This is a genomic window from Pseudosporangium ferrugineum (assembly GCF_003002065.1).
In the GTDB taxonomy this organism is placed as follows: Bacteria; Actinomycetota; Actinomycetes; order Mycobacteriales; family Micromonosporaceae; genus Actinoplanes; species Actinoplanes ferrugineus_A.
Genome location: NZ_PVZG01000013.1, coordinates 74,019 through 87,909, shown reverse-complemented (window position 1 = coordinate 87,909; position 13,891 = coordinate 74,019). Strand labels below are relative to the sequence as shown.

The 13,891-nt window shown below is 73.4% G+C and carries 12 protein-coding genes; 6 read left to right on the top strand and 6 right to left on the bottom strand.

All coding sequences use genetic code 11. From position 1 onward, the window contains the following. Nucleotides 1-51: 51 nt before the first annotated feature. Nucleotides 52-3,279: an NACHT domain-containing protein gene (locus CLV70_RS25480; RefSeq protein ID WP_106129126.1), complete on the bottom strand. Its 3,228-nt coding sequence runs from the start codon at nt 3,277-3,279 to the stop codon at nt 52-54. A 75-nt stretch (nt 3,280-3,354) separates the two neighbouring features. Here CLV70_RS25480 and CLV70_RS25475 point away from each other — a divergent pair, with 75 nt between their 5' ends. After that, the gene (locus CLV70_RS25475) at nt 3,355-3,672 is read left to right on the top strand and encodes a hypothetical protein (protein ID WP_106129125.1); all 318 of its coding nucleotides are present in this window, start codon (nt 3,355-3,357) and stop codon (nt 3,670-3,672) included. 19 nt (nt 3,673-3,691) lie between these two features. After that, entirely contained in the window at nt 3,692-4,114 is a 423-nt protein-coding gene (gene dtd / locus CLV70_RS25470; protein WP_106129124.1) for a D-aminoacyl-tRNA deacylase, read from the top strand. A 13-nt stretch (nt 4,115-4,127) separates the two neighbouring features. Here the strand turns inward: dtd and CLV70_RS25465 are convergent, their stop codons facing one another. Next, entirely contained in the window at nt 4,128-4,913 is a 786-nt protein-coding gene (locus CLV70_RS25465; RefSeq protein ID WP_106129123.1) for a sporulation protein, read from the bottom strand. 309 nt (nt 4,914-5,222) lie between these two features. On the opposite strand from CLV70_RS25465, the gene sigB reads away from it, so the two are divergent. After that, complete coding sequence (gene sigB, locus CLV70_RS25460) at nt 5,223-6,179, top strand: RNA polymerase sigma factor SigB (protein WP_106129270.1); 957 nt, start codon at nt 5,223-5,225, stop codon at nt 6,177-6,179. Between the two features lie 45 nt (nt 6,180-6,224). On the opposite strand, the gene CLV70_RS25455 is transcribed toward sigB, so the two are convergent. Both CLV70_RS25455 and CLV70_RS25450 read right to left on the bottom strand, forming a co-directional pair. Continuing rightward, nucleotides 6,225-8,723, bottom strand: a complete 2,499-nt coding sequence (locus CLV70_RS25455; protein WP_106129269.1) for a bifunctional acetate--CoA ligase family protein/GNAT family N-acetyltransferase — start codon at nt 8,721-8,723, stop codon at nt 6,225-6,227. Nucleotides 8,724-9,125: 402 nt separating this feature from the next. Next, nucleotides 9,126-10,310, bottom strand: a complete 1,185-nt coding sequence (locus tag CLV70_RS25450) for an acetoin utilization protein AcuC (RefSeq protein WP_106129122.1) — start codon at nt 10,308-10,310, stop codon at nt 9,126-9,128. A 159-nt stretch (nt 10,311-10,469) separates the two neighbouring features. Between CLV70_RS25450 and CLV70_RS25445 the strand changes: the two genes are divergently transcribed. Continuing rightward, nucleotides 10,470-11,168 carry an iron-dependent transcriptional repressor DtxR gene (locus CLV70_RS25445; RefSeq protein WP_106129121.1) on the top strand — a complete coding sequence of 233 codons (699 nt, stop codon included), beginning with the start codon at nt 10,470-10,472 and terminating at the stop codon, nt 11,166-11,168. 405 nt (nt 11,169-11,573) lie between these two features. Here the strand turns inward: CLV70_RS25445 and CLV70_RS25435 are convergent, their stop codons facing one another. Continuing rightward, nucleotides 11,574-12,131 (bottom strand): hypothetical protein, encoded by a 558-nt coding sequence (locus CLV70_RS25435; protein WP_245908454.1) that lies wholly within the window; start codon nt 12,129-12,131, stop codon nt 11,574-11,576. Between the two features lie 64 nt (nt 12,132-12,195). Continuing rightward, nucleotides 12,196-12,432 (bottom strand): C1orf53 family protein, encoded by a 237-nt coding sequence (locus tag CLV70_RS25430; protein WP_106129120.1) that lies wholly within the window; start codon nt 12,430-12,432, stop codon nt 12,196-12,198. A gap of 59 nt (nt 12,433-12,491) precedes the next feature. On the opposite strand from CLV70_RS25430, the gene CLV70_RS25425 reads away from it, so the two are divergent. Continuing rightward, nucleotides 12,492-12,968 carry a hypothetical protein gene (locus tag CLV70_RS25425; RefSeq protein ID WP_106129119.1) on the top strand — a complete coding sequence of 159 codons (477 nt, stop codon included), beginning with the start codon at nt 12,492-12,494 and terminating at the stop codon, nt 12,966-12,968. Continuing rightward, entirely contained in the window at nt 12,958-13,866 is a 909-nt protein-coding gene (locus CLV70_RS25420; protein WP_106129118.1) for an alpha/beta fold hydrolase, read from the top strand. The genes CLV70_RS25425 and CLV70_RS25420 overlap by 11 nt, the downstream gene beginning before the upstream one ends. Nucleotides 13,867-13,891 lie beyond the last annotated feature (25 nt).

The following is a 13,891-nucleotide window of genomic DNA, read 5'->3' as shown; positions in this document are numbered from 1 at the left end:
GCGCTCCAGGGCGAGCTAGGCCGTTCGGACCCGAAGCGACACCGACGCCGGCTATTGGGCCAGCGCGCGCTCCACCCCCGCCGCCAGGGTCCGGTCCGCTTCCAGCGCCCGGCGGGCGTCCGGGTCGGCCAGCGTCGCGGCCGGGTCCGGGACGAGGTGGCCGCGCAGGTTGAGCAGCCGGGCCGGCGGCACCGCGCCGTCGAGGCCGGCCAGGGCTGCGAGCGCGCGGAGCTGGTCGACCGGGGCCAGCCGGAGGCGGCGGAGGTCCATCTCGCCGATGACGCTCATCAGCGCCTGCCCGTCCGGGGTCCGCACCGCGGCCAGGCATTCCAGGACCTCCGGGACCGCGCGGCGCAAGTAGGTGCTGCGGGTGACCAGCCGCAGCCAGGCCAGCACGTCCTCGACCGGGAGGCGGCCCGCGTCGCGCGCCAGCATGCCGAGGAGCATGCGCGCCGAGCGGCCGAAGTGGAGCTGGGATGCCGACTGCTCGGCGCCGCCGCCGAAGACCGCCGCCATCGCCGGCTCGTACGCGGCCGCCAGGTCGTCGGCGCGGCGGGCCGAGTCGACCCAGACGCGGGTGAGGCAGTGGGCGACCGTGCCGGACCGGTCGCCGCCGACGGGTACGACGGTCGTGACGGCGTCCGGCACCCAGCGGGCGAGCGGTTCGGCGGCCAGCCGCACGAGGTCGGCCCCGGTGTCGACGGTGAGCTGGAGGCGGTTGGCGATCCGGTCGTACGGCACCGCGGCGTCCGCGGCGAGCCAGTCGACGTCGACGGCGGGGAAGCGGCGCTCGGTCGTGGGGTCGAGCACCAGGTCCCGGCGGTCACCGTCCCAGGTGCGGATCACCGTCAGCGTGGCCACCAGCTCGTGCCACATGCCCGACGGGACCGCCGCCTCCCACTGCAGCGCGGCGGCGTGCAACCAGAAGGCCGGGTCCGCCGCGTGGACGTAGATCTCCGAGGCCCGGAGCGGTTCGCCGCAGGCCAGCGCGAGCAACGCCAGGTTCAGCGAGTACGTCGCCATGGCATGGTCGATCCGCTTGTCGACCGGCCGGTACTCGTGCGCCGGGTACCCCGGTCGCAGCAGCGCGGCCCGCAAGGCGTCCACCAGCCAGGCGCGGATCGCCACGCGGTCCTCGCCGGCGAGCATCGACGCGACGAACGGCAGCACGGTCGCCCGGGTGCCCAGCGGCGAGAATCCCAGCAGCGTACGGACCAGCCCGTCGTCGCGTTGCCCGCCGCTGAGCGGGAGTCGCGCGACGGCCGCCCGCGCGGTGACCTCGCGGACCGCACGCACCACGAGCCGGGCCACGAGAAATTCGCCGAAGGTGGCGTGCAGGAATTCGAACGTCTGCTGGAGGCGGTCGTCCTGGGTGGCCCGCGACCGCTGGATGAAGAAGAACCGGCCGACCAGTTCCTCCCCCGCGGTCAGCGGCCGGTGGAACGCCTCGGTGTGCCCCGGCCGCACCGCCGTCAGGCCCAGCGCGGCGAGGTCGGCGTCGAGTTCCCGCTCGGTGACCGACTGGCGGCGCCGGTTGAACATCGCGAACGCCACCACGGACAGCCGGACCAGCTCGTCCTCGACCAGTTCCGGCACGACCGCCTCGGGGGCGCGCGGGTGCAGCCGGCGTACCTCCCGCTCGGCGAAGCTGCCCAGCAGCCGCTCGTAGAGCTCGGCCCGCCCGAGCGTACGGTCCTCCTGCAACGCGTGCGTGGCGGCGTCGTAGAGCGCGAGCATGAGCAGCAGCAGCGGCTGCTCGCAGAAGTCGGGGAAGCTGTCGAACACCCCGGCGGGCAGCGGACGGTAACCGCCGACGCCGGCGTTCCCGCGGTTCCACGTCGCCAGCCAGGCCGTGACCTGCGCCTCGTCGAAGCCTTCCAGCCGTACGGCCAGCGCGCCGCCGGGCAGCCGGGCGCGATCCGCCACGGCGAGGCGGCTGGTGACGACCACGGCGACCGGCCGCCCGAGGACGGCTTCGCGCTGCTGGAAGGCGGCGACCCGCTGCAGGTAGTCGGACTGGTGGATGCCGGTGGCCTGGATCAGCTCGTCGAACCCGTCGAGGAGGAGCACCGGCAGGGCGCCCTCGGCCGCCCGGGTCAGCTCCGGCCACGCGACGCTCTCCCCGATCGTCGCGCGGACCGCCAGCTCGACCTGGTCCTGGATCTCGGCCTCGGCCGGCACCTCGCGCAGCACCACCCGGACCACCAGGAAGTCGGCGGCCGGCAGCCGGGCGGCCAGCACCCGGGTCAGCGCGGACTTGCCCGCCCCCGGCTGGCCGAGCAGCACCATCGGCGCCTCCGCGGCCCGCGGCGTGGTCAGGTAGCGGGCCAGGAACGCCGCCAGGTCGTCGCGGACGTCGCCGGTCCACCACGACTCCTCCGCCGGGTTCGCGCCGGGCGTCGCGGTCCGGACCCGGAACCGCGGGTCCAGGTAGGCCTCCCCCAGCGCCGGCACGCGCACGTCGCCGGCATCGCCGCGGACCACCGGCTGCGCCAGGTCGGCCCGGTAGGCCGCCGCGAGCGCGGCCCGCCTGCCCTCGGCGCGCCGCCCGGAATCCGAGCGCTCCAGCAATTCCCGCAGCTCGCGCAGGCTCTGCCCGATGGCCCGGGACTCGGTCCGCTGCATCCAGATCCCGAATTCGGGTACGTCCAGAGCCAGCCGCCGGCTCATCTCCTCATACCGGCGCACCGCCCTCGCCGGCAACTCCTGCCCCACCAGCCGCTGAGCGGCGAGCCGGTCCGCGTCACTCGCGCCCTCCCACACGGCAAGACCCGAAAGAAACTGATGCAGCCGTACGCTCGCAGCCACGTAATAGTGGGTCAGGCCCGCGAACAGGTCCCGCTCGGCCAGCTCGGCCGAGGGCACGGGGATCGCCGCGGTGAGCAGGTGCTCGAGCCAGTTCCCGTCGACGCGGGTGCCGGTGGCGAGCCGGAGCTGCTCGTCGCGGGTCAGCTCGGGCGAGCCCACCCCACCGGCGACCACCACCTCGTCGAGCACCTCGAAGTACGCCGCGAGCACGAGCACGCCGTGCGCGGCCTGGAGCCGGTTGCTGCGGTCGTGGCGCGACAGTCCCCGTACGGTGTCGGAAAGCCTGCCGGTCACCTCCCGGCCGAGCCGGACCATCTCGGTCTTGGCGTCGAACAGCGACAACGCGACCTCGGAGCCGCCGGCGGTGGCGACGGACAGCAGCCCGCCGAGAAGGTCGTCGACGGCTTTGGCGGCGGGGCCGGCCCCGTCGAGCAGTCGGACGGCATCGACGTAGCGCAGTCCCCGTGACATCCGACCATGATGTCGGCCCCGCGGGCGGCGGCCAACCCCGGTTTGCCCCCGCCCCGTACGGGCAACCCTGCCACCATGAGCGACTACGACACCGAAGCCGTCCGGGACGTGCCGAGCAACACCCGCCCGGACCGGGGCGACGACGACCCGGGCCTGTCCAGCACCATCGCCGCGGGCACCGACCCGGAGCAGCTCAGGAACGGCGGCCCGCCGCCCGCGGACGGCGGCATCATGACCACCACGGGCGGTACGGCCGGCCCGAACAGCTTCCGCCCCCGGGCCCGGCACGGCGAGGGCGTCGCCCCGACCACCATGGGCGACGCGACGACCGGCGCCCTGGACCCGGCCGACAACACCTACACGAGCGACGCGAGCAGCACGGCGGTCGACTGACCCGCTATCGTCGCTCGCGATGAGGGCTTTGATCCAGACCGTGAGCCGGGCCAGCGTGACCGTGGACGAGCAGGTCGTCGGCAAGATCGAGGACGGCCTGCTCGTCCTGCTCGGCGTCACTCACACCGACACCCCGGCGCTGGCCGCGACCCTGGCCCGCAAGGTCCACGACCTGCGCATCCTCGACGACGAACGCTCCGCCGCCGAACTGGCCGCGCCCCTGCTGGTGGTCAGCCAGTTCACCCTGTACGGCGACGCCCGCAAGGGCCGCCGCCCCACCTGGTCGGCCGCGGCCCCCGCCGAACTGGCCGAACCCCTGTTCACCGCGTTCGTCGAAGCCCTGCGCGCCCGGGGCGCCCCGGTCGAGACGGGCCGCTTCCGCACCCACATGCTCGTCGAAAGCGTCAACGTCGGCCCCCGAACCGTCCTCCTGGAGCTGTAGCCCCCGGGTTCTCCTAGAAGAAGCCCCGGCGCTGGGCGGACTGCTGCAGCCAGCCGTTGAGCTGCGCGGTCCAGTCGATCTGGTCGACGGTCCGGTAGTCGACATCGAACCGGCCGAAGGCGTCGTGCCCCTCGGTGAACAGCCCGCCGCGCTTGTCGATCTCCAGCACCACCTGGAGCTGCTGCGGCGTCGGGATGAAGGTCACCTCGAGCTGGTTGATGCCGTGCGCGAACTGGGCCGGCGGGTAGAACTCGATCTCCTGGTAGAACGGGAGCGTCTGCTGCACGCCGTACACCCGGCCGCGCTCCACGTCGGCGCGGCTGAAGCGGAAGCCGAGCCGCAGGAACGCGTCGAGGATCCGCTCCTGGGCCGGCAGCGGGTGGACCGCCACGGCGTCCAGGTCACCCTTGTCGACCGCCCGGGCCACTTCGAGCTCCGTACGCAGTCCCATGGTCATCCCGTGCAGGTGCTGCCCGTACACCTCGGTGATCGGGGTTTCCCACGGCACGTCGAAGCGGAAGGGGACGTCGTAGCGCGCGCCCGCGTCGAGCTTGAACGAGCCGGTCAGGCGCTGACGGTGGAATTCCTGGTCGGTGTTGTACTCGCTGTCGCCGCTCTCCACCTCGACCCGGGTGATCAGGCCGACCGCGACGTACTCGATGTCGACGGCGTGGTCCCCGCCCATGACGTGCACCTGGCCCTCCAGGTAGCCGCCGGGCCGGCAGTTGGGGTTCGCGAGCACCGTCTCCACGGACGGCCCGCCCACACCCATCGCCTGCATCATCCGCTTGAAGACCACCGAACCTCCTCCTGGCGAAACGTTCCACCTGCAGATTACCGGGGTTGAACAAGGTAATCGGAATTGCGCCCGATTCAGTCCATCTCCCATCAATCCGGGTGGGTTGCCGGGCGGGCGACCTCAGGGTTCTCCCTGATTCATGCCACCCGGACGCCTTCCTCACCTCCGCTTAACGCCCCCCGGTCCAAACTTTTGATCACCGGCACGAATGCGGCTGGGGAACGACATCGGTTGACGCGGGGAGGGGACTGAAAGGTGGTCCTGCAGATGAAGGCGACGGAGTCCACGGTGGTAACCGCCGAGAACATCATGACTGACGGTGTCGAGGCCCTGGCCGACCTGGACGCCACCGACGAGCGCGGCGTCTCCGCCGACCTCGTCCGGGCGTACCTCAACGGCATCGGGCGCACCCGGCTGCTGACCGCGGTCGAGGAGGTCACCCTCTCCAAGCGCATCGAGGCCGGCCTCTACGCCGAGGAGAAGCTCCCCGAGGCGAGCGACGACCTGGCACCCCTCTTCGAGATCATCGTCGCCGAGGGCCGCGCCGCGAAGAATCACCTGCTGGAGGCGAACCTGCGCCTCGTGGTGAGCATCGCGAAGCGCTACACCGGCCGCGGCATGGCGTTCCTCGACCTGATCCAGGAAGGCAACCTCGGCCTCATCCGCGCCGTCGAGAAATTCGACTACACCAAGGGCTACAAGTTCTCCACGTACGCCACCTGGTGGATCCGCCAGGCCATCACCCGCGCCATGGCCGACCAGGCCCGCACCATCCGCATCCCGGTGCACATGGTCGAGCAGGTCAACCGCATGGTCCGGGCCCGCCGCGACCTCGCCGCCCAGCTCGGCCGCGAGCCCGGCGTCGCCGAGATCGCCCAGGCCATGGGCGTGCCGGAATTCCAGATCATCGAGCTGATCTCGTACGACCGGGAGCCGGTCAGCCTGGACCAGGCGGTCGGCGAGGACGGCGAGAGCGCCCTCGGCGACTTCGTGGCCGCGGTGGACCCGAACGCCGAGCCGGGCAGCACGGTCACCCAGGGCGAGCTGCGCAACGAGGTGGAGATCGTGCTCGCCACCCTGTCGGAGCGCGAGTCCGCAGTGATCCGCCTCCGCTTCGGCCTCGACGACGGCCGCCAGCGCACCCTCGACGAGGTGGGACGCGAGTTCGGCCTCAGCCGCGAGCGCATCCGCCAGATCGAGAAGGTGACGATGTCCAAGCTGCGTGACCCGCAGCGGGCGGCGCGCCTGGAGGCGTACGCCAGCTGATTCCCCCGTACCACGTGTGAGGCCGGCCGCTGTTCGTGGCCGGCCTCACACTGCTTCGAGGCGGCGGGGACCGGTGTCCGGGCGTACGCCGGGCTCCCCGATCTCCATGGACGCGTGCAGGACCGCATAGCCGTCCGGCCGGGCCAGGACCGGGTTCAGGGACAGGGCGCGGACGCGGGGGTGCTCGTCGGCGAGGCGGCCGACGCGGAGCAGCAGATCGATCAGGGCGTCCCGGTCGACCGGCGCCGAACCGCGGTAGCCGTGCAGCAGCGGTGCCGCGCGGGGCTCGTCGACCAGGGCCGCCGCCGCGCGGTCGGTGAGCGGGGCGGCCCGCCAGGCGAGGTCACCGAGCAGCTCGCTGGCCACGCCGCCCAGGCCGAAGCCGACCACCGGGCCGAACGCCGGGTCCTCCACCACCTCGACGGTGCAGGCCACGCCCGGTGCCACCATCGACTGGACCAGGACGTGCGGGCCGAACGCCGCCGCCAGCTCCCGGTACGCGGCGCGGACATCGTCCTCGTCGGCCAGCGCGAGGCGTACGGCGCCCAGGTCGATGCGGTGGCGCAGCGCCCGGCCCGCCGCCTTCAGCGCCACCGGATAACCGAGGGCCTCCGCGGCGGCGACGGCCTCGTCGATCGTCCCGGCCGACGTCGACGGTTCGACCGGGATTCCGTACGCGGCGAGCAGCTCGGACGGCGGCCCCTCGCACTCGGCGGCGCCCGGGTCCACACCGGAGAGCACCGGCAGCACCCCCGGCGGCCGGCGCAGCCAGTCGGCGTACGTGGCGACCCGGCCGAGCGCCCGCACCGCCTCCTCCACCGACGGGTACGACGGCACCTTCGCCGGCAACTGCCCGAGCAGGAACGTCGCCACCGTCGGCTTCTCCCCCGCGAGCGCCACGCTGCCCAGGGCGGCCGCGAAGTCGGCGTCCTCGTCGGGAAGCTGGCCGGGCAGCGGCGGCGCGAACACCACCACCAGCGCGTCGACCCGGTCGTCCACGGCCGCGTCCGCCAGCGCGTCGGCGAAGTCGTGCGCGCCGGCCTGCGGGCTGATGTCCTGCGGATAGCCCTCGGCCACGGTCAGCCCGTTGGCGCGGCAGGCGGCGACGGCCAGGCCGGACAGGGCCGAGGAGTTGCCGACCACGGCCACCCGGCGGCCGGACGGCAGCGGCTGGTGCGCGAGCAGGACCCCGACGTCGAACAGCTCGGCGACGGTGTCGACGCGGATGACGCCGGAGCGGGCGAACAGCGCGGTCACCGCCTTGGTGTCGGGGCCGGGCAGGTCTCCCGCCAGCCCCGGCGGGCGCGTCGCCGACGCCACCGCGACCACCGGCTTGACCCGGCTCATCCGCCGCGCCAGCCGGGCGAACTTGCGCGCGTTGCCGAACGTCTCCAGGTACAGCAGGACGAGGTCGGTGCCGGGGTCGTCCTGCCAGTACTGCAAAAGGTCGTTGCCCGAGACGTCGGCGCGGTTGCCCGCCGACACGAAACTGGACAGGCCCAGGCCACGGCGGTCGGCCTCGGCGAGCAGCGCCACCCCGAGCGCACCGGACTGGCTGAAGAAGCCCACCCGGCCCGCCGCCGGCAGTCGCGGCGCGAGCGTGGCGTTGAGGCGTACGGAAGGATCGGTGTTGGCTATTCCCAGGCAGTTGGGGCCGACCACGCGCAGGCCGGCCGCGTGCGCCGCGTCGACCAGCGCACGCTGAGCGAGCACGCCCTCCGGCCCGGCCTCGGCGAAGCCGGCCGACACGACCACCAGGCCTCCCGCGCCGGCCGCGGCGGCGTCGGCGACGGCGTCGTCAACCCCGTCCGGGGGTACGGCGATGAGCGCCAGATCAACCGCCGCACCGGCCTCCGTGGCCGACCGGTAGGCCCGCAGCCCCGCCACCCGGGCCGCGCTGCGGTGCACGGGCACGACCGAGCCGGTGTAACCGCCGTCGCGCAGGTGGCCGAGCAGGGCGGCGCCGATGCCCTGGCCGCTGGCGCTCGCGCCGTACACCGCGACCCCGCGCGGGTGCAGCAGGCGGGCGATGGACCTGGCCTCGGTGCGCTGCTCGCGGCTCTCCTGCACCTCGCGGGACTTCTCCGTCGGGGCGATCGAGAAGCTCAGATGCACCACGCCGTCGGCGTACCTGCGCTGGATCTGGTAGCCGAAGTCGCTGAACACGCGCAGCATGCCGCCGTTCTGCGGCAGCACCTCGGCGACGAACCGGGAGATGCCGTTCACCCGCGCGGCGTCGGCCAGGTGCTCGAGCAGCACCGAGCCGATCCCGCGGCCCTGGTGCGCGTCCTCGACCACGAACGCGACCTCCGCCTCGGGCGAGCCGGGACCGAGCCGCTCGTACCGGCCGACCGCCATGATCCGGGGGCCCGAGACGATGACGAACGCCTCCCGGTCGTGGTGGTCGACGTTGACGAACCGCTCGAGGTCGCGTTCCGGAATTCGCGGATACGGCGAGAAATACCGCAGGTAGCGGGTGCGGTCGCTCATCCGCGAGTGGAACTCCACGATGGCGGGCGCGTCGTCGGGACGGATCGGCCGCATGTGCACGGCGCTGCCGTCGGAGAGCAGCACGTCGGCTTCCCTGGTCACCGGGATCACCTCCCAATCTGGCGTCGCGGCGCCCCGGCAGCGGGGGTCCGCGGCCGGCAGCGTCGAGCGGTCGGTAAGCGTCGCGGCGCGGCGGGCGCGACAGGCGTGGCAAGCGTGGCAAGCCCGGCAAGCGTGGCAAGCCCGGCAGGCGTGGCAAGCCCGGCAAGCGCGACAGGCCCGGCAAGCGCGGCGAGCCCGGCAGGCGCCGCGAGCCCGGCAGGCGCCGCGAGCCCGGCAGGCGCCGCGAGCCCGGCAGGCGCCGCGAGCCCGGCAGGCGCGGCGGGCGGCGGGCGACGTGGTGTTGTGGCCGCGGGGGTTCGCGGGCGTCGGCGGGAGGTGGGCGGGGGCATCGGGTCAGTCGCGGGGGTCGTGGGGGTCGAGGCCGTGCAGCGGGAAGACCGCCATCCGGGTGGCCATGATGGCCTTGTCGACGGGGTCGGGGGCGGTGCCGGGCTCCCACCGCTCGACCGGGGGCGGCGTGCCGTCGGTCAGCTCGGTGGGGACGGGGCGGCCGGGGCAGCGCTCGGCGGCGAGCTTGCGCCACGCCGGCGGGGTGGGGGTGCCCGGGTCGAGCGGTTCGCCGGTGGCCACGGCGAGCAGGTGGGTCCAGGCTCGCGGGACCACCTCGACCAGCGCATACCCGCCGCCGCCGGTCGCGACCCAGCGGCCCTCGCACAGCTCGTCGGCCAGGGCGCGCAGAGCGACATATGCCGCACGCTGCCCGTCGACGGTCAGGCGCAGGTCGGCGAGCGGGTCGAGCCGGTGCGCGTCGGCGCCGCACTGGGTGAACAGCAGCTGCGGCTCGAACGCGCGGATCACCGACGGCACGATCGCGTGGAAGGCGCGCAGCCAGCCGGCGTCGCCCGTGCCCGGTGGCAGCGCGATGTTCACCGCCGTACCCTCGGCTCCCGGTCCGCCGGTCTCGCCCGGATAGCCCGTGCCGGGGAACAGAGCCAGGGGCGACTCGTGCAGGCTGACGGTGAGCACCCGGGGGTCGTCGTAGAAGGCCGCCTGCACCCCGTCGCCGTGGTGCACGTCGACGTCCACGTACGCGATGCGCTGCGCACCCTGGTCGAGCAGGCGCGTGATCGCGACGGCGGGATCGTTGTAGACGCAGAAGCCGGCCGCCCGCGCCGCCATCGCGTGGTGCAGACCGCCGGAGACGTTGACGGCGCGGGTGGCGGCACCGGACCAGACCGCGTCGGCGGCGGCCATCGTCGCGCCGCAGATCCGCGCCGAGGCCTCGTGCATGCCCTCGAAGACCGGGTTGTCGGGCGTGTTGAGCCCCCAGCCGCGGAAGAAGGGATCCAGCGGCGCCCTCCGCACGGCGTCGAGGTAGTCGGGCCGGTGCACGCGGATCAGCGCGTCGTCGCCGGCGGGCGCGGGCACCACCGTGCGCACCCCGGGCCGATCGAGGACGCCCAGCTCGCGGGCGAGCGCCATGGTCAGCTCGACCCGCACCGGATTGAGCGGGTGATCACCCATGTCGTACGCGAGCAGCGCCTCGTCCCAGATCACTGCCGTCGTCCCGTCCGCCATGCCCGTCACTCTGCCACGCCGGTCCGACAGAATGTGGTGCGCCGATTTGTCCCATCAGGGCCGAGCCGCGGCCGTTCCGGTAGGGTCTGCTCACCCACCTCGTCGGCGTGAAGTCAACCCCCGGCTACGAGGTAATATCGCTGCTGGGAGGGCCGCACTGTGAATGATCTCGTCGATACCACCGAGATGTACCTGCGCACGATCCTCGAACTCGAGGAGGAAGGCGTGCCGCCGCTGCGCGCACGTATCGCCGAGCGCCTGCACCAGAGCGGTCCCACGGTGAGCCAGACGGTCGCGCGCATGGAGCGCGACGGCCTCCTGACCGTCGAGAACGACCGCCATCTGCTGCTGACCGAGGAAGGCCGGGTCGCGGCGGTCGCCGTCATGCGCAAGCACCGGCTCGCCGAGCTGCTCCTGGTCAACGTCATCGGCATGCCCTACGAGGAGGCCCACGAGGAGGCCTGCCGCTGGGAGCACGTGATGAGCGACTCGGTCGAGAAGAAGGTGTACGAGCTGCTCAACCGGCCCACCCGCTCGCCGTACGGCAACCCGATCCCGGGGCTCGAGGTGCTGGGCATCCCGGCGGAGGAGCCGCTGGAGAGCAGCTCCACGGTGATCACCGCGGGCGAGCGCAACCTGGCGTTCCCGGGGCTCAGCGGCAGCGTGGTGGTGCGCCGGATCTGCGAGAGCGTCCAGACGAACGCGGGCGTGCTGCGGCAGCTGCACCAGGCGGGCATCGACCCGGGCGCGACGGTGACGGTGGCCCAGGAACGCGACGGCGTGACGATCGACCGGTCCGGGGACAAGATCCGCCTGCCGCGCGAGGTCGCCTCCCGCGTGTTCGTCGACGCCCACTGAGCCGGGTCCTTAGGCCCACTCCCGGCTGTTCCCGGCCCGGAATCGCAAGCTGACGCGCGGGTCGCGGCTGTCGCGCGGGTCGCGGCGGGTCCGCGGGTCCTGAGGTGCGTGGGTCGCCGAGTGCGGCCGGCGCGCGGGGTGCGGCGGGCGCGCGGCGGGCGGAGGTGCCCGCGGTGCGGCAGGTGCGCGGGTCGTGGGGTGCGGCAGGCGCGTGAGTCGCGGCCGGCGCGCCGGGAGCGGCAGGCGCGCGGATCGTGGGGTGCGGCAGGCGCGCGAGTCCCGGCAGGCGCGCCGGGAGCGGCGGGTGCGCGGGTCGTGGGTGCGGCAGGGCGCGTCTCAGTCGGCCCGTGCGTGGGTTGTGGCGGGCGGGGGTGCTCAGGCCGGGTGCGGGTTCGGGCGGGGCGGTCAGCCGTCGGTGGTGTTCATGGCGCGGGCCAGGGAGAGCAGGCTGGTCTGCATCTTCTTGACGTCTGCCGGGGGCGCGCCCTCCGCGAAGGTGAAGCGGAGGGTCTGGAGTTGCTCCGCGCCGCTGAGCCAGCCGATCTCGATCGACGGGCCGTGGCCGTTCGCGGGCTTCGACACCAGGCGGTAGCCGGCCTTGCCGAGGCCCTTCAGCTTCGTGGCCTTGGCCGGCATCACGGCCTCGAGGAAAAGGTCCGCGTCGGCCTTGGTGCTCTCCACGACCGAGAGCGCCAGGTACGGCCATTCCGCCGACGCGGTCTGCACCACGCACGTCGACGTCTTCTCGGCCTGGTCGGAGGCGGCGATGGAGAACTCGACGCCGATCTTCTCCTTGATGAACTGGTAGTCCCAGAGGATGCAGGCGCCGCCCGCGGAGGCCGCCGGCTGCTGGACGATCGGCACGGGTGGCAGCGCCACGGTGTCCGGTTGCTCGGTCGTGCAGCCGGTCAGGGCGAGCAGCGCCGCGGCGGCAGCGGCGGGGGCGATGGGACGCTTGCGCACCTGGGTCCTCCCGAATAATTCGGGCACACCGTACTGGCCCGGAGGGTCCCGCCGGAAGTCTTACTTAGACACAATTAATGTACGGACAGTGACGGCACCCCCTGCCACAGCAGGTGCCGCGCGCGGCGAGGAAGCCGGCGGTCAGCACGAAGAGTCCGGTGCCCGGGTCGGGGTAGCCCGCCCTGCCCTCGGTGAGCGCGGCGTCATGGGCGGCGAGGATCTCCGCCCGGCGCGGATGATCGGGGGCGAGACGCGACGGATGCGGCTCGGAAAGCGGTCGCGGGGCCAGCTCATCGTCCACCGCCCGACCCTAGCGGGTGCTACTTGACACTCGCCGTCAAGGAGCGGAAGGATGGGTCGATGCCGACGCGTGCCGAGCTCGTCGAGCAGGTCGTGCGGCTGCTCGACATCCGCCTCGTCGACCCGCTGGAGATCCTTCTCGAGGGCGACGACACGGTGGCGGCGCTGCGACGGCTCATTCGCGTACGGGCCGGGCGGTGGGCCGACCTCATGCGGGGCGACGACGACCGGGCGGCCGGCGGGGCCGCGATGCGGCTGGTGGCCACGCTGTACCCCGGCGACCGGCCGTTCGATCCGCCGCTGGAGTGGTGGCGTACGCCGCTGGGGCGGGTGGTCGCGGCGCGGGTGGGGCATCCCGCCGCGGAGTCCGTGTCGCTCGCGACCGCCGGGGCGATGCTCGGCATCACCCGCCAGGCGGTGCATGACCTGGTACGCCGCGGCAAGCTGCCGCGGCACCCGGACGGCGGGGTGCCCGCTGCCGCCGTACGGGAACGGTTGAGACTGTGCGACGAGCTGGGAGACAGCGATGATCAATGACCGCCTGGTCGACGCCGGGGACCTGCCGATCGCCGTACGCGACTTCGGCGGCGACCGGCCGCCCCTGCTCCTGCTGCACGGGGCCGGCGGCAACCTCGCGATGCTCACCACGCTGGCCCGGGCGCTGCGGCCGCGGCACCGGGTCATCGCGATGGACCTGCGGGGACACGGGCGTTCCGGTGACGGTCCGTGGTCGTGGGATGCCGCGCTGGGTGACCTCGCGGCGGTGACCGTACAGATGGAATTGGATCGTCCTGCCGTTGCCGGTCACTCGCTGGGCGGGATGCTCGCGGTGCTGTGGGGGCAACGGCATCCCGAGACGCCCGGGGTGGTGAGCCTCGACGGAAATCCGCCGCCGACGCACGCCGGGCAGCTTCCCGGGCTCGATCCGGAGAAGGCCGCCGCCGAACTGGCCCGGCTGCACGAGCTTTTCGACGGGATCCAGGCGGGTGCCGGCCGCGTGATTCCCGCGGCGGAGCTTCCCGACCTCGTCGAACGCCAGCAGATGGCGGCGCGGGACATGGGCGCCAACGAGAAGGTGTGGATCGAGGGCTTCCGGCGCAACCTCGTGCACAGGGACGGCGAGACGTCGACGCGGCCGACGGCGGAGACCACGGGCTCTCTGCGTACGCTGATGAACGATCTTGATCTGGGTCCCGCCTACGCCTCGACGCCCGCGCCGACGCTCGCGGTGCTGGCCACCCGCGACCTGCCGGAGCAGGAACCCTTCGCGGAGCTGTATGCGGCGCACCGGCGGTTCCTGGTGGAGCAGGCGGCCGCGGGGGCGAAGGCGAACCCGCGGATGCGGTATCTGCAGCTGGCGGACGCTTCGCACGCGATGGTGATCGAGCAGCCGGAGCTGTTGGCCAAGATCATTGGGGATTTCCTGGAGGGGTGAGGGGCGGCGCTCCCCCTCCCGGGGA